The organism is Rosenbergiella gaditana, assembly GCF_018494065.1.
Taxonomy (GTDB): domain Bacteria; phylum Pseudomonadota; class Gammaproteobacteria; order Enterobacterales; family Enterobacteriaceae; genus Rosenbergiella; species Rosenbergiella gaditana.
Genome location: NZ_JABBFR010000002.1, coordinates 212,673 through 233,607, shown reverse-complemented (window position 1 = coordinate 233,607; position 20,935 = coordinate 212,673). Strand labels below are relative to the sequence as shown.

Below are 20,935 nucleotides of genomic sequence, written 5' to 3'. Positions count from 1 at the left end.
AAAGACAGTGGTACTACGGGAAGTGATTAGGACTTATAAGGCACTCTTTAAAGAATTGATAAAAACCGGACGTAAAGGTAAACGCCTGCGGGGGAGAGCAGGCGTGAGGAGAGGTTAGGGCGCTAATGGGATGACTAACTCACCCGGTTTAACCTCAATACCGGTGGCATATTTTTTCGCTAAGGATTCCGCCTTCGAACGGTCGCTACTCAATATCCACGCTGGTTGCTGATTGAAGTAATCGCGTAATGATGTAGCCAATAACGGTTTAAGACTCTCAACCACGCCTTGGACTTTTTGCGGCTGGGCCTGCGCATCAAGAATAGTGATGTCATGAAGGTAGACCGCACCTTGCTCGCGGTTGAAGACCGGTACCGCACTCATTTTCAAGTTTAGGTCGGCTTTTTGTTGCCCGAACAGTGAGGCAAAATCAACCTTGGCATGGCCAGACAGCACCACTTGGTTGTCGACGGCTCGGCCAATTTCGGTGTGCAATGTATCCAACGTAATATGCGCATTGGCTAATCCATTGATACCAATATCTTTTTCAAACGCTGCATGCTTGCTCAGGCTCTGGTTAATTTCCTGTTCGCTAAGCGAATAAGACGCCAAGTGATCACAGCCGGCTAACAGCACACTGCAGCAGATCACCATAATTGAAAAACACTTACGCATGTTAATAAACCTCTAGTGTGCTAAATCAAACAGTAAGGGAACGGCTGTTTGCGCCGAGAGCGAATCACGCAGGGCGGCTACCGGTGCAGGCCAAGTGATCGCTTTAACCAAAGTAAGGTTGCGCAGAACCGGGAACAGGTGGATATCATCATAGGAAAGTGTGCCATTAACGGCGTGAGGCGACTTTATGATATCTGCCAGACGTATGAGGTCCTGATTAATTTTTTCCACCAGCATAGCGCGTTGCTCACGAAGAGAATCAAAGTCCCCAATATAAGCTTGCTTTTTAGCCGAGTAATAGTCGCGAGAGGACGGGGTCGAGAACTCCGCAAAGTCGGTAGTCGGCATGATAGGTAATAGCAATTTATTAATATAAGTTCCCACTTCTGCTAACCACTGAGCCAGAGCCGGAGACGTTGTTGTGGAGAGTCGTGGAGTGGCTGAGCGCGACTCAATATAGTCGACAATATCCAAGCTTTCGCCCATCGCACTGCAATCGTCTTTGACTAAAATAGGTAACATCTTTTTTCCGATCAACTTATTGGGCGTCTCTTCGTCATCATTGAGCAAGAAAGAGAGTTCAACCGGCTGCTGATGTAAACCAAAAATCATCCGCGCTTTCACACAGAACGGGCAGTGGTCATAAACATAAAGATGCATAGTCAGTCCTATTCTTAAGGGAATCAATCTTCTATAGAGAATAATTGTACGTCAGGCTGCGGTTTCTGCCAAACGGGGAAATACTCATCACGACTTTACTCATTGACCTAATTAGCAAATAATCACCTCTTATTGGGTTTCACTGGAGACATTATGTTTGGCTATCGCTCATCTAGCCCGAGAATATCGCTGACTTCTGAAAAGATGCATATCAGAACCGTCGCAGAACGGGACAGTTGGTTGTTGACCGATTATTATCAAGAAAACCGTGATTATCTCCGGCCCTGGGAGCCATTACGCGATGAGAGTTATTTCCAGCATCACGGCTGGGATGCTCGATTACAGTTGATGGGCATACAACAAAAACAGGGCGAGGCGTTCTATTTTTTGCTGATGGATCCTAACCAACAACAGCTATGGGGGGTGGCGAACTTTACCCAAGTGATCCGCGGTTGTTTTCATGCTTGCTATTTAGGGTATTCACTGGCGGCAGCACAGCAAGGAAAGGGGCTAATGTTCGAAGGCTTATCCGTCATGATCCCTTATCTACAAAAGCAGCAGCATATTCATCGAATTATGGCAAACTATATGCCACGCAATCAGCGAAGTGGGGCACTCTTACAGCGCTTGGGTTTCGAAAAAGAGGGTTATGCCCGAGATTACCTTAAAATCAACGGGCAGTGGGAAGATCATGTATTGACGGCATTAATCACCCCTACTGCGCGCTAAGTCGTCATGACTGGTAACAATCGGAACTGATTATTTCTAGGAATGGCAGTACACTAGCCAGCATTAATAGTGTGGCACACCCTAAATTGTCGATTATTCAGGATTTTTTTCTTTTATGAATTTACTTAAATCATTAGCGGCCGTGAGTTCCATGACACTTTTCTCACGGGTGCTGGGTTTTGCGCGCGATGCTATCGTGGCGCGTGTATTTGGTGCGGGGATGGCGACGGATGCCTTCTTTGTCGCCTTTAAATTACCAAATTTACTACGTCGTATCTTCGCAGAGGGCGCATTCTCACAAGCCTTCGTACCGATTTTGGCCGAATATAAAAGTAAGCAGGGTGAGGAGGCAACGCGGATTTTTGTCTCCTACGTGGCAGGATTATTAACCTTAGTGCTAGCGCTAGTTACTGTCGCAGGGATTATCGCTGCCCCCTGGGTGATTTATGTTACTGCTCCAGGTTTTGCGGATACGGCCGATAAATTTGCGTTAACCACCGCATTATTACGGGTTACTTTTCCTTATATCCTGTTAATTTCCATTGCCTCTTTACTCGGCGCTATTCTGAATACGTGGAACCGTTTTTCCGTCCCGGCCTTTGCGCCGACGTTGCTCAATGTCAGTATGATTGGTTTTGCCCTTATCGGGTCGCGCTATTTCCATCCGCCGGTCATGGCGCTGGCTTGGGCGGTGGTGGTAGGGGGTATTTTACAACTCGGCTACCAGCTTCCCCATCTTAAAAAAATTGGGATGTTAGTGCTGCCACGGATTAACTTAAAGGATGCAGGCGTTTGGCGCGTTTTACGTCAGATGGGGCCGGCTATTTTAGGCGTTTCTGTGAGTCAAATCTCCCTGATTATCAATACTATTTTCGCCTCTTTCTTGGTCTCTGGATCGGTATCGTGGATGTATTACGCGGACCGCTTGATGGAGTTTCCTTCTGGGGTGTTAGGGGTGGCATTAGGGACGATTTTATTACCTTCACTATCCCGCAGTTTTTCTAGCGGTAACTTCGACGAGTACTCCCGTCTAATGGATTGGGGATTGCGTTTATGTTTGCTGCTGGCATTACCCAGTGCAGTAGCCCTGGGTATTTTAGCGGGGCCATTGACCTCTGCACTGTTTCAATATGGCAAATTTTCTGCTTTTGATGCGGCAATGACAGAGCGTGCGCTGGTGGCTTACTCCATTGGCCTAGTGGGACTTATTGTGGTGAAGGTGCTTGCGCCAGGCTTTTACTCACGTCAGGATATTAAAACCCCGGTTAAAATTGCCATCATGACGCTGATTATGACGCAGGTAATGAATTTAGCCTTTATCGGTCCGCTGAAGCATGCGGGGTTATCACTTTCAATCGGATTAGCCGCTTGTTTAAATGCTGCGCTGCTCTATTGGCAACTGCGTAAGAAAAAATTCTTTATTCCTCAAGCAGGATGGGCAACTTTTCTGATCCGATTGATTGTGGCCGTCTTAGTCATGGCCGCCGTGCTTTATGGCGTTTTGCAATGGATGCCAGCATGGGGCCAAGGGTTGATGGTTGAACGCTTACTGCGTCTTACTGCAGTCTGTGCCGCAGGCGGTGTGAGTTTCTTTGTTACCCTTGCGCTACTCGGGTTCCGTGTAAAAGATTTCTCTCGTCGGAGTTTGTCGTAATCCTTATCGTCCCATGACCGGATGGCCGTCCGGCCCATAAAAACGCTGGGCTTGCAGTGGCTGTAAGATACCCAGCACCTGCTCTGTCCAGGTGAGCTGTTGGTTCAGCATCAATGCCGTATGTTGGTTTTGTTCGGCGAGCTGCTGGGCCAAGGGGGCGATTCTCTGCCACAGCGCAGTTAAGGCGGAATTTTCGCTGTAGGGGGGACGTAACGCTAATTGTGTTTCCGCTTCTGCTCGCCGTTGCTCAACAAAGGTCAAGGTAACAAGCAGCGACTGTTTATCTTCGCTTAAACTCATTAAACGACGTCCATCAGGGGTCGCCATCATGAGTTGTCGTTGCTCCTCATCCATAACATGGTGTAACGAGGCTAAGACTTGGTAAAGGCTGTTTAGAACGGTGTTTAACGATTGATAACGGTCGTGCATCACACGCCTCCCTTCCTAAGAGCAATGAGAGCATCAGCGATTTTCCCGCTATCAGTTTGGTAACGCCCTTCAGCGATCGATTGCCGTAGGCGTTGGACTTTTGCACTATCGATATCATCGTGGTCTAGATGGGCAACGCGCGACAGTGAATGACTGATATCAACGCTGTCGCTCGGGTTATCGACGCGAGGAGCCGTGGTGGACTTTTTTTGTCCTGCAACCAGGCCTTGGGAGCGCGCTTGGCCATGCACCGTATTATTATTCATCCCTGTAATAGGTGGCATTTTTTCTATACTCATACTCTGTCCTTGCAAAAAATAGCAATGTTAAATGAGGGCTGTTTTTTTATCGGCCAGAAAGCGAAAAACTTTATAAATTTTATTCGGTAATTATTTCACCATTAACTCGCCGTTCGCATTAACGGTAGCGGTTAAACGTTGGCCATTATCAAGGCGTATCCTGAGGGATTGATTTATGGCGGCATTATCTAATGCGGTACCCCGTCCTGCGATGTGAAAACCATTGCCGACTAAGGTTATCGGAACGGATTGACCTTGTTTGATGATCCATGGCTTACGGAATTGGTTTTTAGTCAATATTGTCCCGGCAGGCAGCGTTTGCAAGGCGAGTAAAGGGAGCGGCAAGGGCGTTAGCCAACTGTTTACAGGCAGTTTATCAAGTCGCCCGAAGCGGGTTTCAATGTTATCGACAGTCAACAGGGAACCTTGCTGTAGCCGTTGTTTATTACGGTAATACTTACCGCTAACTTTCACCGAAACTCTTAATATAGCGACTTGTTGGCGACAACGGGCGCTAAGTGTCAGGGTTCCCCAGCGACGGCTATTGCTGGGTAAACTGAAACTCGGTGTAGAGCATGACAGGGTTTTGGGAGTTTCCCATAACATTTCGACTTGCAGAGTTTGTGCATAATCCGGTTCACGCTGCTTAAAGAAAGCTAACACCTGTGCCGATAGGGGATCAGCTGAGGCTTGCATTGCCACCATCCAGCCTAGTCCAATCCAGAGAAATTTCATTCTATTCCTCCCGCTAAGAAAACAGAAAGTGTAAACCTCGTCATCGAGGGTCAAGCGAGGAATTGCTGTCTGTTTTGTCGACTGTTCTAACGATTTACAGAGTAATGATTAACGTATTCTGCGAAACATTCTGTTAGTAAGGATAACGTTATGATGGATCGTTTAGACCAAACACTCGACTTCGCAAGCAAAGCGCTTGCCTTACGCACACAACGCCAAGCTGTATTGGCCGCAAATATCGCCAATGCTGATACACCCGGTTATCAAGCTCGAGATATCCCTTTTGCAGCGTCGCTTAAGAAAGCGTTGAATCGTGAGCCTTTGATAGCTGAAGGGATGAGCTTACGACTCACCGCAGCAGGACACATTGCCGGTAAGGCAATTCCTACCCATACCCTACCCTTGATGTATCGCGTCCCTGACCAACCTTCGGCGGATGGGAATACCGTTGACATGGATAGAGAAAGGGTCGCTTTTTCAGAAAATAGTGTGAATTACCAGACAGATTTAACTTACCTCTCCAATCAATTTAAGTGGATGAGTAGTGCTATCCAAGGATAAGGAACTCATTAGGATGCTCTCAATTTTCGATATATCCGGCTCGGCATTACGGGCACAGTCACAACGCCTCAATGTCAGCGCCAGTAATTTAGCCAATGCGGATAGCATAACCGGCCCCGATGGCCAACCTTATGTTGCCAAGCAGGTGATCTTCAAAACTGAACCGATGAATGGCGTGGGTATAGGAGGCGTAAGGGTATCAGGCATTGTTGATGACCCCTCACCCATGAAGTCGGTATATCAACCGGAAAATCCACTCGCCGATGACAAGGGCTATATAAAAATGCCCAATGTGAATGTGGTGGCCGAGACGGTAAATAGCATCTCAGCGTCTCGCAGTTATCAAGCGAATGTAGAGGTACTCAATACCGCGAAAAGCTTGATGCTTAAGACCCTAACACTTGGCCAGTAAAGGAGAGTTGAGCAATGCTATCTGCAATTACCCGCGCTGATACCCTTGGTGCAAGTGCGTCGATATCAAGTACAACGTCGGCAAACTCAAGTGCTGATCTACAGAACCAATTTCTCACCTTATTAATTGCTCAATTAAAAAATCAAGATCCTACCAATCCCATGGATAACAGCCAATTGACGACCCAATTGACACAGATTAATACCCTTGCCGGTATTGAGAACCTAAACACCACGCTCGCATCCATTTCTGGGCAAATCAACACCAACCAATCGGTACAAAATACCTTGTTAATTGGCCACGGTGTGATGGTCCCTGGGGATAGCGTATTAGTGGGAGAGAAGGCTACTACGCCTTTCGGTTTTGAAGCGGAGTCAGCGGCAAAAACAGTCACGGCAACGATTAAAGATAGCAGTGGCAACATCGTGGATCAATTAGATTTAGGTGCGATGAATGCAGGCACCCATACCTTCCAGTGGGATGGAACGCTGAAAGATAATACTCCGGCCCCGGCAGGAAAATACACTGTCACCATAGAGGCCACCAATGATACCGGGGCGGTACACACGACGCCATTAACCTACGCCTTAGTTTATGGGATCAACCCTACCGCCAACGGCGTGGTACTCAATTTAGGGACCTATGGCACAGCTACCCTCGACCAAATCAAACAAATCCTTTAACCAGTAGGAGATTATTATGTCTTTTTCACAAGCAGTCAGTGGATTGAATGCTGCAGCAAGTAACTTGGATATTATCGGTAATAATATTGCAAACTCGGCAACCAGCGGTTTTAAAGGCTCTACAGCGGCATTTTCCGATATGTTTGCCGGCAGTCAAATCGGACTGGGGACTAAAGTTAGCGCTGTGATTCAAAATTTTGGCGATGGGTCGATCAACGCAACGGGACGCAATATGGATATAGCGCTCTCAGGCAATGGTTTCTTACGCTTACAAGATAGCAATGGATCGATTTATTACTCCCGCAATGGTCAGCTGCAGCGGAACGCAGACGGATATTTAGTGAATACAGAAGGCTTAGAAGTCACAGGTTACCCGGTGGCTGGATCGCCCGCAACGGTACAAATTGGTGCCAATCCGGCGCCTATTATCATTCCTACCACCCAGTTACCTGCCCGTGCAACCACAGAAGGGTCGCTGCAAGCCAATCTTAACTCTTCAGATGCCTTACCCACCGTTGTGCCTTTTGATGCCAAAGAGGTCAAAAGTTACAACACAAAAAGCAGCATGACGGTCTATGACAGTCAAGGTAATGATCACCAACTCGATCTCTATTATGTCAAAACGGCGAATAATCAATGGCAAGTCTATCCGATCGATAGCAGCACCGGGGAGGCATCGGCAGATTTCACCATGAAATTTGATGAAAATGGGCAATTGACTAGTGATGCAATGCAACCTATCACCATCCAGGGGGCAAACGGCGCCGCGGCTAATCAAACGCTGACACTCGATCTCACAGGCAGTAGCCAGCTAAATACGGGTGAAAGTCGATTTGGTAATCCAAAGCAAGATGGTTACGCACCAGGGGATCTGACCGGATTTACGATTAATGACGATGGCACCATTATTGGCAGTTATTCAAACCAACGTACGCAGCCGATGGGGCAAATAGTGTTATCGAGCTTCACCAATAGTGAAGGCTTACAACCTATGGGTAACAACCTGTGGAGTGAAAGTGCGGCGTCCGGCCAGCCTGCCATCGGTACCCCCGGGTCGGGCAATTTCGGTAAAATGATCGCAGGGGCGCTCGAAGCGTCGAACGTCGACTTAAGCAAAGAGTTGGTGAATATGATCGTCGCGCAGCGTAATTACCAATCTAATGCGCAGACGATAAAAACCCAAGACCAAATTCTCAATACCCTCGTTAATTTACGTTAATGGATAGCGCCATTCATGGATAGGATGATCTATACCGCGATGAGCGGAGCGAGCCAAACACTCGCGTTACAAGCCGTTACCTCAAGTAATTTAGCGAATGTCTCAACCCCTGGGTTCAAAGCACAACTGGCCAGTTTTCGCGCTGTACCCGTTGAAGGGGCCTCGCTGGCGACACGCAGTTTTGTGACCGCCTCAACGCCTGGAGCGGATTTTTCACCCGGTCGCTTTAATTATACCGAACGGACCTTAGACGTCGCCTTGCAATCCAATAATTGGCTTGCGGTCAGACTGCCCGATGGTAGCGAGGCCTATACCCGTAATGGGAATATGCAAATCTCGCCGGACGGGATCCTGACCCTGAATGGCCATCCAGTGGTGGGTGAGGGAGGAGCCATTGCAATACCCGAACACGCACAGTTAACCCTGGCTACGGATGGAACCATTACCGCGTTAAATGCGGGGGACCAGCCCAATGCGACGGTGGCGATCGGCCGGCTTAAAATTACGCACGGCGAGCCATCGATGGTTGTGCGGGGTGATGATGGATTGTTTCGCCCCACCACCAAGGCGATACAGCAATTGGGTGAAGCTCGTCTTGCTGTTGACCCTCTCGGAAAAGTGATGCCAGGCGTACTGGAAGAGAGCAACGTTAACCCGGTGCAATCGATGGTAGAGATGATTAACCACGCACGCCGTTTCGAAATGCAAATGAAAGAAATTAGTCATGCCGATCAAAATGAGCAGAAGGCTAATCAGTTGTTATCCATTACCAGTTGATAAGGAAATACCATGATCCGTTCTTTATGGATTGCGAAAACCGGGCTTGATGCCCAACAAACGAATATGGATGTGATTTCCAATAACCTCGCCAACGTCTCGACAAATGGCTTTAAGCGCTCACGCGCGGTCTTTGAAGATTTGCTTTATCAAACGTTACGCCAGCCAGGGACTCAGGCATCAGAGCAGAATACTTTACCCTCTGGTTTACAGATTGGTACCGGTGTGCGCCCCGTTACGACTGAGCGACTCCATTCACAGGGGAACCTGTCCAAAACGGATAATGCCAAAGATGTTGCGATCAATGGGCAGGGGTATTTTCAAGTCTTGCTCCCGGATGGCAGTTCTGCCTATACCCGAGATGGCTCTTTTCAGGTGGATCAGAATGGGCAATTAGTGAATAACGCGGGCTATCCAGTGCAACCTGGGATCACCGTCCCCGCTGATGCCGTGAGTATCACTATTTCAAAAGATGGCATCGTCAGTGTGACACAAGCGGGGCAGACGCAGCCCGCACAGGTTGGGCAGTTAACGCTTAATACCTTCATCAATGATGCTGGGTTGGAAAGCAAGGGCGAGAACGTGTATCAAGAGACCCAGGCCTCTGGTGCAGCAACTGAGAGTACCCCCGGACAAAATGGCGCTGGCTCGCTGTACCAAGGCTACGTTGAAACTTCAAACGTTAATGTAGCTGAAGAGTTAGTGAACATGATCCAGACCCAACGTGCTTACGAAATCAACAGTAAGGCGATCAGTACTTCTGACCAAATGCTACAGCGTCTAACGCAACTTTAATACTGTCTGGGCGTGCGACCACGCCCAGAATAAGACAGGAGGTAATGGTGAAAATGCGCAGGTTTTACTATGGGGTGATGTGGTCATGCTTGAGCACACTTACGGGATGCGCCCTTGTTCCTCATACGTCATTAGTGAAGGGGGATACTTCAGCGAAACCCACAGCACTGCCTCAACCTGTTATGAATGGGTCAATTTTCCAAGCGGTTGCCCCGATGAATTTTGGCTATCAGCCTCTATTTGAAGATCGGCGACCACGATCCATCGGCGATACTCTAACGATTATTTTGCGGGAGAACGTCAGTGCCAGCAAAAGCTCCAGCAGCAATGCGTCGCGAAAAGGCAGTGGACAATTGGGTTTAAATCTCGTGCCAAGCTCCCTCAATGGCTTATTAGGGGGCGATAAAGTGAATTTCGATGGGGCAGGCAGTAATGCCTTTACTGGAAAAGGAGGCGCCTCAGCCAATAATACCTTTACGGGTACTATTACGGTGTCGGTTGCGGAAGTGCTGGCGAACGGAAACTTGAAAGTAGTGGGGGAGAAGCAAATTGAAATTAATCAAGGCACAGAATTCATCCGTTTCTCCGGCGTTGTCAACCCACGTACTATTAATGCGGATAATGCGGTGCTATCGACCTCTGTCGCGGATGCAAGAATTGAATATGTGGGGAACGGCTATATTAACGACGCGCAACAAATGGGATGGCTACAGCGTTTCTTTTTAACTATCGCACCGATGTAAGGGAGAGTTTCAGGATGCGAATTATCATCATTACCCTCGGACTGCTATGTATGAGCCTCACCACCATGGCGCAGACGTTAAGGATTAGGGATATTACCCAGGTTCAAGGGGTGAGGGACAATGCCTTGATTGGTTATGGACTCGTTGTCGGTTTAGACGGTACAGGGGATCAAACTACGCAAACCCCCTTCACCACACAATCGATGAGCAATATGTTGTCGCAATTGGGGATCACATTGCCCAGTGGTACGAACATTCAGCTAAAGAATGTGGCAGCCGTGATGGTGACTGCAAAACTACCTGCCTTTGCGCGCCAAGGTCAAACGGTCGATGTGGTGGTCTCCTCCATGGGTAATGCAAAAAGCTTACGCGGTGGCACCCTACTCTTGACCCCCTTAAAAGGCGTGGATAATCAGGTTTATGCGCTTGCCCAAGGCAATGTCTTAATTGGTGGTGCAGGGGCGCAAGCTGGTGGCAGCAGTGTACAGGTCAACCAACTTAATGGTGGGCGTATCACTGGCGGCGCCACGGTCGAGCGGGAACTGAGAAATAATTTCGGCGATAAAAACCAACTGATTCTGCAACTGTCCCACAACGACTTCTCACTCGCACAACGGGTGGCTGACGTAATTAACAAACAAAGTGGCTATTCTGCTGCCGCGCCGCTTGATGCTGGCAGTGTTGCGGTTAAAGTGTCTCCCACGCAGGTCTCACAAGTGCAGCTGTTGGCCAAAGTATTAGACTTACCCATCACTCTACCCACCGCGCGGGCGAAGATTGTTATTAATGCGCGTACCGGTTCTGTCATTATGAATCAGCAAGTGAGTATTGAACGCTGCGCGGTGGCGCAGGGCAACTTATCGGTTACCGTCGATAATCGCTCAGAGGTGAATCAACCTGATACCCCGCTGGCGGGGGGGCAAACGGTGGTTACCCCACAAACCAAGATTGCTATGCGCGAACAAGGGGGAGCCTTGCAGAAAGTGAATACCAGCGCTTCGCTTAATGACGTGGTTGCGGCACTTAACACGTTAGGTGCTACACCGACCGAACTGATGTCCATTTTGCAGGCGATGGATACCGCAGGTTGTCTCAATGCTGAGTTGGAGATTCTCTAATGGATACCCTATCGGCAACAGGTTGGGATGTTAACGAACTGAATGCTCTGCGTGGCGCTGCTAAGCAATCTCCTCAACAGAATGCGGCCACTGTTGCGCGACAAGTCGAAGGGATTTTTCTGCAAATGATGTTAAAGAGTATGCGCCAAAGTCTACCCGGCAGTGACCTGCTGGGTAGCGACCAACAACGGCTGTTTACGTCTTTATATGATCAGCAGATAACCCAGATGGCACCGAATACTCATTTAGGGCTAGCGGAACTTATCGAGAAGCAGATGAAGCCGCTCGCTCCACCTTCGCAAGATGTTGGGCAGCGAGCTTATCTTCTTGATGGTGAGCGGCAGTTTTTCCAACGCGTATCACAGTTGGTGGAGCGAAAAGTCGATAGTGTCGCGCAATTGGCACTACCGATGCAGCAATTTATTAAACGTTTGCTGCCGCATGTGAAAAGCGTTAGCCGAACCACGGGGATCCCAGAAAAGCTTATCCTCGCACAGGCCGCCCTTGAATCAGGGTGGGGGCAACGACAGATCGTGACTGAACGTGGTCAGCCAAGTCATAATCTTTTTGGTATTAAGGCCGGAGGATGCTGGCAAGGCCTGACTACCACGAGTGTCACCACTGAGTATCGACAAGGGAACGCAGAAAAAACGACTGAACCTTTTAGGGTATATGGTTCTTGGCAAGAAGCGTTGCGTGATTATGGTCAACTGTTGGTCAATAATCCTCGTTATCACGCGGTTACGACTGCTCGCAGTGCAGAACAAGGTGCCTATGCCTTGCAACAAGCGGGTTATGCAACGGATCCCCACTATGCGCAAAAACTCTTGGCTATCATACGTCAATTGAGTCACAGCGTCCCTTCGCACCACGACACCTCGGCAATACGTTTCGACGCATTATTTTAACTGTCATTATAAAGTTACTCTTATCTTGTGCCGATAAACAGTTTGGAGCGTTGTCAGGACAAAGCAGCAGTATGTTTAATAGGGTAAGGAAAAAATATGTCGAGTATCATTAATTCTGCGATGAGTGGATTAAGCGCCGCCCAACAGCTTTTGAATAGTACCGCGAACAATATCAGTGGTTATACCATCGCGGGGTATAACCGGCAGATTACGGTTATTTCTGAAGCAGAGAATACCTATAACGGTAATGGTTGGTATGGGAATGGGGTGATAGTGAACGGTGTTCAACGTCAATATGATGCGTTAATTGATAGTCAACTTCGTAATGCGAGTGCTAAAAGTAGCGCTCAGTCCAGCCATTACACTCAGCTCTCAGCAATCGATAAACAGATGACCCTCGAGGGGGGAACGCTAAATGATGGACTTGAGCACTTTTTTGATACGCTACAAAATGTGGTGAACAATGCTGCCGATCCCGCTGCTCGTCAAGCGGTAATGACTCAAGCTGCGGCGTTAACGAATCAGTTCACCAGTACACAATCCATGCTGGATCAGCAACAGAGTGATATCAACGCTCAGTTACAGAACAGTGTCACGTCGATCAACAGTTACACTCAACAAATCGCAACACTTAACCAACGTATCGCGCAACTTTCTCAAAACGGGGATGCACCGAATAATTTACTCGATCAGCGCGATCAACTTGTACGGGAATTGAATGACCAAGTGGGTGTTACCGCCTCCATGCAGGATGGCAATATGGTGGTCAGTATTGCTAATGGATTCACCTTGGTCAATGGTTCAAAAAGTTATCCCCTCGAAGCCACGCCTTCTAATGAAAATACTGATCAATTAACCATCGGTTATGAAGACAAAATAGCCGGTAAAGTTGAACTCCCGGAAAAACTCTTGAGAACCGGCACAATAGGCGGCTTGTTAGCCTTTCGTCACGATGAGTTGAATCAACTACAAAATCGTTTAGGGCAACTTACCTTGGCCTTTACTACGGCGATGAATAGTGTTCAACAACAAGGATATGACTTGAACGGTCAGCAAGGGGAGCCGCTCTTCAGCGTTGGTCAACCCTCGGCTAAAAGCAATCAACTAAACCGTGGCGATGCGACGCTTAGCGCGGTCTATACTGACCCGCAACAGGTGCAAGCCTCTGATTATCAGATCGCGTATAAAGGCGGCAGTTGGCAGGTGACTCGGTTAAGTGACAATAAACCGATTGCCGCCACGGTATCAGATGATGGTTCAACATTGAGCTTCGAAGGTCTTGATGTATCGGTCAGCGGAACAGCGGCAGAGGGCGATAGCTTCTTACTGCAGCCTGTCAGCCACATTACACATGAATTTTCGCTAAACTTTAGCGATCCCAGTAAGTTAGCCGCAGCAGAGGATCTGTCAGGCGAGAGCGATAATCGTAATATTAAAAAAATGTTGGATTTACAGTCGCAAAAATTAGTGGGTGGTAAACAAACATTTCGCCAAACGTGGAGTGCTGCCGTCAGTTTTGTCGGGACGCAAACGCAGTCTTACGGCAATGCAGTGGATCTATCGGCCAAGATTATCACACAGCTCACTGCCCGGCAGCAGGCTGTGTCAGGGGTTAATTTGGATGAAGAATATAACAATTTAATCCAATATCAACAGTACTACGTAGCGAATACGAAAGTATTGAATACTGCCAGTGCATTATTCGATGCGTTGATGGGCGTACGTGGTTAGCTTATGTAACGGGAGTAAAAGGGATGAGACTGAGTACAAGCTTTATTTTTCAACAGCAGACGCAAGGGATTAGCAGGGCTCAAGAGGATTGGCTAGCCGCAGGACAACGTTTATCATCGGGTAAGCGTGTTACCTCTCCCTCAGACGATCCGCTCGCTGCCACGCAAGCATTAGGTATCCAGCAAAATTTGCGAAATGGCCAGCGTTTCAGTATGGCGCAGCAGTTTGCTCAAACGACCATGAGTACCGAAGCTAAAACGCTTTCAGCAGTGAGTGATAATATCGAAGTCGCTATCAGCGACATTATTTATGGCGGAACCGGTAGCTTAAATGACGATGACAGACAATCTGTCGCAGTCAAATTGGAAGGGATTCGTAATGAACTTCTAACCCTTGCGAATAGTCAAGACAGTAGCGGTCGCTATCTGTTCGCGGGCTATAACACGGCTCAACCCCCGTTCATCGAGGGGGATAATGGGGTCGTGTATCAAGGCGGGCAACAGCCGATTACGCAACAGGTCGATACCCAACGTGTCATGACGATAACGCATACCGGACAACAGGTATTTTTATCGGTTGCTGCTAATCCAAAATTAGAACCGGACGGTACTTTGGGTGATACTGATCTATTTTCGATTTTAGACAAAGCAATCTCTGCCTTAAAGACACCGCTTAAAGATGCCGACGATGCGACTATGAAAGGGTTTCAGGAGGCGATGAACAAGGCAAACCGAGGGTTGAATAATAGTCTCAATAATAACCTGACGATACAATCAGAAAATGGTACTCAGTTAAAGGAATTAGAGGGTTTAGAATCGCTCAGTGCGAGCCAAAGTATTCTTGCGCAGGGCCAATTAAGCCAGTTAGTGGATGCCGATGCGGCGCAAACCATTTCTGAATATCAAATGAGAGAGACTGCATTGCAAGCCAGCTATACCGCCTTCTCACGAATGTCGAAACTCTCACTATTTCAAATGAATAAATGATAGATAAAAAACACCCGCGATATCGCGGGTGTTTTGCATTGAGCTCATTTAACTCGCTTTGGTCACCTCAGCGGTTGCACGGTGACGAGCAGCATGTCCGCCCGCTGCCCCTTTACCGGTGAAGTGATAGACTGGACGTACCCAATCACTCTGTTTAATTGGCTCAGAAACCCAAGCCGGTGCCTCAGCTTTGGTCACCGGTGAGGTCGCGACCAGACGGCCAGCGGTAACAGCCGATGGCGTGGTCGGGGTGACCGGTGCTGCCGTCATCGCCGGGGACTGAGTCACGTCAGCGTGTGGCGTAATCACTGGTGCTGGGGCCTCTTCGCTAACAGACGCTGGCTCGGTAACCGTTTCAGTGTCAATCCTTACAGGCGCAGACTGAGTGGCTTGAGAAGATTGCGTTTCGCTCGGTTCGGACTGCGTTACCGGAGTAGCGACGATAGCGGAATCGGTCAATGGTGCCACAGCGGTTTGCTCGATGTTGGATTCAACCGGAGTTTCTGCTAACGGCTGCGCAGACGTGACAGCAAGATCATAACGTACCCAAACTTTACCTGACGCCATTTCCGGTGCAGCGGCTGCACTGGTTACCGCCATTGGCGTTTGTTGTGGGTAACGATCATCACGAAAACGACGACGACGTTGGCCGCTAACGCGCAGGTGACGCGGTGAACGACGTGAGCGACGCGGCGCAACATTTTCCTGATTCTCCGCGCTGGTCTGACGCACAGTCGAAGGTTCAGCTGGCGCAGCGGCTTCTACAGTTTGTTCAAGCTGTGGAGCAGCAACAGCTGTGGCCGCATCATTGTCGGTTACGCGGACTTTTTGTTGCAGGGTACGAGGTTGACGACGTGGCGTCACGCTAACTTCACGAGGTTGTTCTTCGCTCGCGGCGATTTCGTCCTGCTGCACGTCGGCGGTTTCTTGCTTACGCACGTCTTGCTGCTGCTGACGACGCTCTTCCTGGCGACGACGTTGACGCTCGGCACGTTGCTCACGGCGTTGTTGTTCGCGCTGCTGACGGACTTCATCGCTGACCGCATTGTCTTGGCGAGGTGCACGCTCTTGACGGGTATGGGTCTCAGCGGCTGCCTGTTGACTACGCGGTGATTGACGACGATTGTCGTCTTGCTGTCCAGATGACGCCGTCTCTTTTTGGTTCAGACGCTCGGAACGCTCGTTCTTTTCATTACGATCATAACGATTGTTGTTACGACGTTGGTTATTACGACGATCCGATTGGCGTGGTTTATCCTGTTGTTGAGAGGATGAACGAGCGGTAGGCGTTGCTGCTACTGTTTCAGCGTCTGGTTTTTCTGCACTGTCAGAGCCTGAGAATAGCGCCTTGATGCCTTTAACTAGACGGCTAAAGAAACAACCAGCAGGTTTTTCCGCTGCAGACGTAGCAGGTGTTTCTGCCACGACTGGTGGCGCATCTGGCATTGCAAACGCAGCAAGCGCAGGTTGCTCTGGACGACGACGTTCAGCGGTTTCCTCTTCTGACGGCAGAGCCATCTCTGTTTCGTGCAGTTTCGGCAAGTGGTAGCTGAGAGTATTAGTTTCTTCACCTTTACGAACGCGCAGCACTGAGTAATGTGGCGTCTGCATTTTATCGTCTGGGACGATAACGGTTTTGACACCGCCTTGACGGGTCTCAATCGCATTAACCGCCGAGCGCTTCTCGTTTAATAGGTACGAGGCGACTTGTACCGGCACAATCGCATGCACTTCTTTGGTGTTATCTTTCAGCGCTTCTTCTTCAATCAGGCGCAGGATAGAGAGGGCTAATGATTCGTTATCACGGATAGTTCCGGTGCCACTACAACGTGGACAAACATGGTGGCTCGATTCGCCTAGGGAAGGACTTAGACGCTGACGAGACATCTCTAGCAGGCCAAAGCGTGAAATGTGGCTGATTTGGATACGCGCACGGTCTTGGCGTACAGCATCACGTAATTTATTTTCGACGGCACGTTGATGGCGAGCGGGCGTCATATCGATAAAGTCGATAACGATCAGGCCACCCAAGTCACGCAAACGCAATTGACGCGCAATTTCATCGGCTGCTTCAAGGTTGGTATTGAAGGCCGTTTCTTCTATATCGCCGCCACGCGTTGAACGAGCAGAGTTAATATCGATAGCGGTCAAGGCTTCAGTGGTATCAATAACGATTGAGCCACCAGAAGGGAGGCGAACTTCACGCTGAAACGCGGATTCGATCTGAGATTCAATTTGGTAGTGACTGAACAGTGGGATCTCACCGGAGTATAATTTGATTTTACTGGTGAAATCAGGGCGGCCTAACGCAGCGATATGTTGACGTGCTAACTCAAGGACACTTGCGTTATCGATGAGGATCTCACCAATATCTTGACGCAAATAGTCACGGAAAGCGCGCACAATAACGTTACTTTCTTGGTGAATCAGAAAAGGCGCAGGACGGCTATTGGCCGCTTTTTGAATTGCTTCCCAATGCTTCAGACGAAAGTTTAAGTCCCACTGTAGCGATTCTGCAGATTTCCCTACGCCCGCGGTACGAACGATCAGGCCCATACCATTAGGGATGTCGAGGGAAGAGAGGGCTTCTTTTAATTCACTGCGGTCATCACCTTCAATACGACGGGAGATACCGCCAGCACGTGGGTTATTGGGCATTAGCACCAGATAACTGCCAGCTAAACTAATAAAGGTGGTCAGAGCTGCCCCTTTATTACCGCGCTCTTCCTTATCGATCTGCACAATAACTTCTTGGCCTTCGCGTAAAACATCTTTGATGTTTGGGCGGCCATGACCGGAATAGTTGTCAGGAAAGTATTCGCGAGAGATTTCTTTAAGCGGGAGAAAACCATGGCGTTCAGCACCATAGTCAACAAAAGCGGCTTCTAAGCTGGGTTCAATACGGGTGATTTTACCTTTATAAATATTCGCTTTCTTTTGTTCATGGCCCGGACTTTCAATATCCAAGTCATAGAGTTTTTGTCCATCTACTAGTGCGACACGCAACTCCTCCTGCTGAGTTGCGTTAATGAGCATTCTTTTCATTTACATGTTCTCGTCATTATCATTTTTGAAAAGCTGCGGGCATTACTGCGATGAGCGAGTTATCCGATGGCTTCGTGTCTGTAGGCAATCACGTCAGCCTCACGGCTGTCGATCGCTTAAGAAGCGCATAACGTCGGGGAAATGTTACTAATTAGCTTCACAATTCCATAGGGGTCATCTCTTCCCAAAAGAAGGGGAGAGGGCAATATCCCATCTCGTTCAGGCTGCAGTCCGCAGCCCGCTAATTATCTGAATCGACTAAACGTCTTATGCCATTGCAGCGTGTTGTCTCTTCAGATAAAAATTCAACTAAGTTGCTTTACGATGCAAAGTTCTGCAGTCGTCCAGCCCAAGCATTATTCCATTGCTCCCCTTCATATAGCAAGGTGACTTTCGCGTTGTTGATCACTTTATTTATTATTTAAGCAATTTGAAGGGAGAACCAGTAAATCGCTGGTTAAAAAGAGAGCATGGTGCGTGGTGTTGCCTTGCGTTGACTTAATAAAAGAGTAGCGATAAATCTTGAGTCTCTTTACACTTATCAGCATGAAAACAGAACATAATGGCGTACAGCTGGTTGCCATCACGTCGGAACACGACGGACAGCGAATTGATAACTTTTTGCGGACCTTTCTGAAAGGGGTGCCAAAGAGCATGATTTATCGAATCTTGCGTAAAGGTGAGGTTCGCGTGAATAAAAAAAGAGTGAAACCAGAATATAAGCTTATTGACGGCGATCAACTACGCATCCCGCCTATTCGCACTTCCAAGAGTGACGCACCAGAAGTGTCACCGAAGCTGCAACGCGTTGCAGAGTTAGATAACGCTATCCTCTATGAGGACGAGGCAATTCTGGTGCTGAATAAGCCGTCCGGTACCGCCGTTCACGGTGGCAGTGGTCTCAGTTTCGGCGTGATCGAAGGGCTGCGTGCGTTGAGACCAGAAGCGCGGTTTCTGGAATTGGTACATCGATTAGACCGTGATACCTCGGGTATTTTATTAGTCGCAAAAAAACGTTCAGCGTTACGTTCACTGCATGAGCAGCTTCGCGATAAAACCATGCAGAAAGATTATCTGGCGTTGGTACGCGGCGAATGGCCATCCCATCTCAAATCCGTGAAAGCGCCTCTGTTAAAGAATATTCTGCAAAGTGGTGAGCGGGTAGTGAAAGTGAGTAGCGAAGGTAAGCCTTCTGAAACACGGTTTAAGGTTGAAGAGCGCTTCGGGTTTGCTACCTTGGTGAAAGCGAGTCCCGTGACGGGACGTACTCACCAAATTCGTGTGCATACATTGCATGCTGGGCATCCCATTGCTTTTGATGATCGCTATGGTGTCGCCAGTTTTGACCAACAACTGTCAGGAACTGGACTCTCGCGTCTGTTCCTTCATGCGGCGGCACTGACCTTTACTCACCCTGGCACTGGTGAAACGTTAAGAGTAGAAGCCCCGCTGGATTCAGGGCTTAAATACTGCTTAAACACCTTACGTCAAAAGAAGAACGCTTAAAAAAAGGGCATTAATCGGTTAACGGATTAATGCCTATTTTTCTTAGGATCCGCGAGAGTGCAATGAGCGGTAAACCGACAAGTGTATTCGGGTCATCACCCGCCATTTTATCAAACAAGGTGATTCCCAACCCTTCAGATTTAAAACTTCCCGCACACTGTAATGGCTGCTCTTTACGGATGTAGCCCCAAATCTCGTTATCCGTTAATTCTCTGAAAAAAACCTGATAGGTCTCTTGGCTTTGATGCCAGCAGTCGTTAACGCCATCATAGACTGCTAATCCCGTATGGAAAGTCACGCATTGCCCCGACGATGCACGCAACTGTGTAAACGCCTGCTCTGGCGTATGGGGTTTGCCCAGTACTTGCTCAGCTAGACTGCCTAACTGATCACAGCCGATAATGACGCTGTCTGGATAACGCTCAATCAGTGCTGAGGCTTTTTCACGAGCCAGACGCAGTACCTGCTCATCAATGGATTCACTTGGTGCTGCAGCTTCGTCGATATCTGGGGCGGCACAGAAAAAGGGCAGACCCAATTTATCTAAAACAGCCTGACGAAAGGGGGAAGATGAGGCGAGTACAAGGTTATAGGACATATTTTTTTCATAATCTATAGCGAATTAGGTCAACTCATCTTAAACTATCTGCCGCACTGGTTGCGAATTTCTCGGTTAAAGATGCGGGTCACTGGCCTTTTTCTTTGACTCTTCATCATTACAAAGTTAATATGCGCGCCCTATGCAAATAGTAAAATTACCTCTAACTCTGGATCTGCAACGTACTGCTCAAAAACGCCTTGATTATCAGGGGGTCTATGTCGCGGATGCGTTACAACGTTTAGCCGATTCAGTGGTGAGTGTGGATACCGATGTTTCGTGTACGATGTCTTTCGGCATTGATAGCCAGCGCTTAGCCATCCTTGATGGCAGTGCTGAGGTAACGGTAACGTTATGCTGCCAGCGTTGTAATAACACGTTCACCCATCCTGTCCACGTAAAATACCTCTTCAGCCCTGTTCGCAATGATGAGCAGGCGGAAGCGTTACCAGAAGATTATGAGCCTGTTGAAGTCGATGAATTTGGCGAAGTCAATTTGCTTGCGGTGATCGAAGATGAACTTATCCTCGCATTACCTGTCGTTCCGGTACATGATTCTGAACACTGTGAAGTGTCCGACGCGGATATGGTATTTGGCGATTTACCTGCTGAGGTAGAAAAACCAAATCCATTTGCCGTATTAGCAAGTTTAAAGCGTAAGTAATAGGAGTA

Annotated in this window: 22 protein-coding genes; 15 read left to right on the top strand and 7 right to left on the bottom strand. The window is 48.5% G+C overall.

What is annotated here, in order from left to right:
* Positions 1-114: 114 nt before the first annotated feature.
* Positions 115-675: a lipoprotein gene (locus HH682_RS02620; protein ID WP_214235955.1), complete on the bottom strand. Its 561-nt coding sequence runs from the start codon at positions 673-675 to the stop codon at positions 115-117.
* 12 nt (positions 676-687) lie between these two features.
* The gene (grxB, locus tag HH682_RS02615; protein ID WP_214235953.1) at positions 688-1,335 is read right to left on the bottom strand and encodes a glutaredoxin 2; all 648 of its coding nucleotides are present in this window, start codon (positions 1,333-1,335) and stop codon (positions 688-690) included.
* A 153-nt stretch (positions 1,336-1,488) separates the two neighbouring features.
* On the opposite strand from grxB, the gene rimJ reads away from it, so the two are divergent.
* Positions 1,489-2,064, top strand: a complete 576-nt coding sequence (gene rimJ / locus HH682_RS02610; protein ID WP_214235951.1) for a ribosomal protein S5-alanine N-acetyltransferase — start codon at positions 1,489-1,491, stop codon at positions 2,062-2,064.
* A gap of 115 nt (positions 2,065-2,179) precedes the next feature.
* Entirely contained in the window at positions 2,180-3,718 is a 1,539-nt protein-coding gene (gene murJ, locus HH682_RS02605) for a murein biosynthesis integral membrane protein MurJ (RefSeq protein ID WP_214235950.1), read from the top strand.
* Between the two features lie 3 nt (positions 3,719-3,721).
* On the opposite strand, the gene HH682_RS02600 is transcribed toward murJ, so the two are convergent.
* The 3 genes from HH682_RS02600 to flgA form a co-directional block, all read right to left on the bottom strand.
* Entirely contained in the window at positions 3,722-4,147 is a 426-nt protein-coding gene (locus HH682_RS02600) for a flagella synthesis protein FlgN (RefSeq protein WP_214235949.1), read from the bottom strand.
* Positions 4,147-4,446: a flagellar biosynthesis anti-sigma factor FlgM gene (gene flgM / locus HH682_RS02595; RefSeq protein WP_214235948.1), complete on the bottom strand. Its 300-nt coding sequence runs from the start codon at positions 4,444-4,446 to the stop codon at positions 4,147-4,149. Before flgM ends, HH682_RS02600 begins: the two co-directional genes overlap by 1 nt.
* A 90-nt stretch (positions 4,447-4,536) precedes the next feature.
* Complete coding sequence (gene flgA, locus HH682_RS02590; RefSeq protein ID WP_214235947.1) at positions 4,537-5,181, bottom strand: flagellar basal body P-ring formation chaperone FlgA; 645 nt, start codon at positions 5,179-5,181, stop codon at positions 4,537-4,539.
* Positions 5,182-5,331: 150 nt separating this feature from the next.
* Between flgA and flgB the strand changes: the two genes are divergently transcribed.
* The 11 genes from flgB to flgL all read left to right on the top strand — a co-directional run bounded on the left by flgB (position 5,332) and on the right by flgL (position 15,114).
* Positions 5,332-5,742 (top strand): flagellar basal body rod protein FlgB, encoded by a 411-nt coding sequence (flgB, locus tag HH682_RS02585; protein WP_214235943.1) that lies wholly within the window; start codon positions 5,332-5,334, stop codon positions 5,740-5,742.
* 7 nt (positions 5,743-5,749) lie between these two features.
* The gene (gene flgC / locus HH682_RS02580; protein ID WP_214236055.1) at positions 5,750-6,154 is read left to right on the top strand and encodes a flagellar basal body rod protein FlgC; all 405 of its coding nucleotides are present in this window, start codon (positions 5,750-5,752) and stop codon (positions 6,152-6,154) included.
* 14 nt (positions 6,155-6,168) lie between these two features.
* Positions 6,169-6,837, top strand: coding sequence for a flagellar hook assembly protein FlgD (flgD, locus tag HH682_RS02575; protein WP_214235941.1), 669 nt, complete (start codon positions 6,169-6,171; stop codon positions 6,835-6,837).
* A gap of 16 nt (positions 6,838-6,853) precedes the next feature.
* A complete protein-coding gene (gene flgE / locus HH682_RS02570; protein ID WP_214235939.1) occupies positions 6,854-8,056 on the top strand; it encodes a flagellar hook protein FlgE in 1,203 nt (400 codons plus the stop codon).
* A 15-nt stretch (positions 8,057-8,071) separates the two neighbouring features.
* Positions 8,072-8,833, top strand: coding sequence for a flagellar basal body rod protein FlgF (locus HH682_RS02565; RefSeq protein WP_214235937.1), 762 nt, complete (start codon positions 8,072-8,074; stop codon positions 8,831-8,833).
* A gap of 12 nt (positions 8,834-8,845) precedes the next feature.
* Complete coding sequence (gene flgG / locus HH682_RS02560; protein WP_214235935.1) at positions 8,846-9,628, top strand: flagellar basal-body rod protein FlgG; 783 nt, start codon at positions 8,846-8,848, stop codon at positions 9,626-9,628.
* Between the two features lie 44 nt (positions 9,629-9,672).
* The gene (locus HH682_RS02555; protein ID WP_214235934.1) at positions 9,673-10,371 is read left to right on the top strand and encodes a flagellar basal body L-ring protein FlgH; all 699 of its coding nucleotides are present in this window, start codon (positions 9,673-9,675) and stop codon (positions 10,369-10,371) included.
* Between the two features lie 14 nt (positions 10,372-10,385).
* Positions 10,386-11,489 carry a flagellar basal body P-ring protein FlgI gene (locus HH682_RS02550; RefSeq protein WP_214235928.1) on the top strand — a complete coding sequence of 368 codons (1,104 nt, stop codon included), beginning with the start codon at positions 10,386-10,388 and terminating at the stop codon, positions 11,487-11,489.
* Positions 11,489-12,397 (top strand): flagellar assembly peptidoglycan hydrolase FlgJ, encoded by a 909-nt coding sequence (gene flgJ / locus HH682_RS02545; protein WP_214235926.1) that lies wholly within the window; start codon positions 11,489-11,491, stop codon positions 12,395-12,397. Before HH682_RS02550 ends, flgJ begins: the two co-directional genes overlap by 1 nt.
* Positions 12,398-12,493: 96 nt before the next feature.
* Positions 12,494-14,128: a flagellar hook-associated protein FlgK gene (gene flgK / locus HH682_RS02540; RefSeq protein ID WP_214235924.1), complete on the top strand. Its 1,635-nt coding sequence runs from the start codon at positions 12,494-12,496 to the stop codon at positions 14,126-14,128.
* Between the two features lie 23 nt (positions 14,129-14,151).
* On the top strand, positions 14,152-15,114 hold the full coding sequence (gene flgL, locus HH682_RS02535; protein ID WP_214235922.1) for a flagellar hook-associated protein FlgL: 963 nt from the start codon (positions 14,152-14,154) through the stop codon (positions 15,112-15,114).
* Between the two features lie 48 nt (positions 15,115-15,162).
* Here flgL and rne read toward each other — a convergent pair whose 3' ends face one another.
* Positions 15,163-18,159, bottom strand: coding sequence for a ribonuclease E (gene rne / locus HH682_RS02530; protein WP_214235920.1), 2,997 nt, complete (start codon positions 18,157-18,159; stop codon positions 15,163-15,165).
* A 546-nt stretch (positions 18,160-18,705) separates the two neighbouring features.
* Here rne and rluC point away from each other — a divergent pair.
* Positions 18,706-19,665, top strand: coding sequence for a 23S rRNA pseudouridine(955/2504/2580) synthase RluC (gene rluC / locus HH682_RS02525; RefSeq protein ID WP_214235918.1), 960 nt, complete (start codon positions 18,706-18,708; stop codon positions 19,663-19,665).
* A 10-nt stretch (positions 19,666-19,675) separates the two neighbouring features.
* On the opposite strand, the gene HH682_RS02520 is transcribed toward rluC, so the two are convergent.
* Complete coding sequence (locus HH682_RS02520; protein WP_214235916.1) at positions 19,676-20,263, bottom strand: Maf family protein; 588 nt, start codon at positions 20,261-20,263, stop codon at positions 19,676-19,678.
* A gap of 142 nt (positions 20,264-20,405) precedes the next feature.
* On the opposite strand from HH682_RS02520, the gene yceD reads away from it, so the two are divergent.
* Positions 20,406-20,927, top strand: coding sequence for a 23S rRNA accumulation protein YceD (yceD, locus tag HH682_RS02515; RefSeq protein WP_214235914.1), 522 nt, complete (start codon positions 20,406-20,408; stop codon positions 20,925-20,927).
* The last annotated feature ends 8 nt before the right edge of the window (positions 20,928-20,935 follow it).

Bases quoted from the DNA above. Each gene is read 5' to 3' on its own strand.
- flgJ (WP_214235926.1), top strand. From the start codon at position 11,489: ATGGATACCCTATCGGCAACAGGTTGGGATGTTAACGAACTGAATGCT.
- flgG (WP_214235935.1), top strand. From the start codon at position 8,846: ATGATCCGTTCTTTATGGATTGCGAAAACCGGGCTTGATGCCCAACAA.
- HH682_RS02600 (WP_214235949.1), bottom strand. From the start codon at position 4,147: ATGCACGACCGTTATCAATCGTTAAACACCGTTCTAAACAGCCTTTAC.
- rimJ (WP_214235951.1), top strand. From the start codon at position 1,489: ATGTTTGGCTATCGCTCATCTAGCCCGAGAATATCGCTGACTTCTGAA.
- flgD (WP_214235941.1), top strand. From the start codon at position 6,169: ATGCTATCTGCAATTACCCGCGCTGATACCCTTGGTGCAAGTGCGTCG.
- flgA (WP_214235947.1), bottom strand. From the start codon at position 5,181: ATGAAATTTCTCTGGATTGGACTAGGCTGGATGGTGGCAATGCAAGCC.
- HH682_RS02620 (WP_214235955.1), bottom strand. From the start codon at position 675: ATGCGTAAGTGTTTTTCAATTATGGTGATCTGCTGCAGTGTGCTGTTA.
- HH682_RS02565 (WP_214235937.1), top strand. From the start codon at position 8,072: ATGGATAGGATGATCTATACCGCGATGAGCGGAGCGAGCCAAACACTC.
- flgM (WP_214235948.1), bottom strand. From the start codon at position 4,446: ATGAGTATAGAAAAAATGCCACCTATTACAGGGATGAATAATAATACG.
- yceD (WP_214235914.1), top strand. From the start codon at position 20,406: ATGCAAATAGTAAAATTACCTCTAACTCTGGATCTGCAACGTACTGCT.
- HH682_RS02550 (WP_214235928.1), top strand. From the start codon at position 10,386: ATGCGAATTATCATCATTACCCTCGGACTGCTATGTATGAGCCTCACC.
- rluC (WP_214235918.1), top strand. From the start codon at position 18,706: ATGAAAACAGAACATAATGGCGTACAGCTGGTTGCCATCACGTCGGAA.
- flgL (WP_214235922.1), top strand. From the start codon at position 14,152: ATGAGACTGAGTACAAGCTTTATTTTTCAACAGCAGACGCAAGGGATT.
- flgB (WP_214235943.1), top strand. From the start codon at position 5,332: ATGATGGATCGTTTAGACCAAACACTCGACTTCGCAAGCAAAGCGCTT.
- rne (WP_214235920.1), bottom strand. From the start codon at position 18,159: ATGAAAAGAATGCTCATTAACGCAACTCAGCAGGAGGAGTTGCGTGTC.
- murJ (WP_214235950.1), top strand. From the start codon at position 2,180: ATGAATTTACTTAAATCATTAGCGGCCGTGAGTTCCATGACACTTTTC.
- grxB (WP_214235953.1), bottom strand. From the start codon at position 1,335: ATGCATCTTTATGTTTATGACCACTGCCCGTTCTGTGTGAAAGCGCGG.
- flgE (WP_214235939.1), top strand. From the start codon at position 6,854: ATGTCTTTTTCACAAGCAGTCAGTGGATTGAATGCTGCAGCAAGTAAC.
- flgK (WP_214235924.1), top strand. From the start codon at position 12,494: ATGTCGAGTATCATTAATTCTGCGATGAGTGGATTAAGCGCCGCCCAA.
- HH682_RS02520 (WP_214235916.1), bottom strand. From the start codon at position 20,263: ATGTCCTATAACCTTGTACTCGCCTCATCTTCCCCCTTTCGTCAGGCT.
- HH682_RS02555 (WP_214235934.1), top strand. From the start codon at position 9,673: ATGGTGAAAATGCGCAGGTTTTACTATGGGGTGATGTGGTCATGCTTG.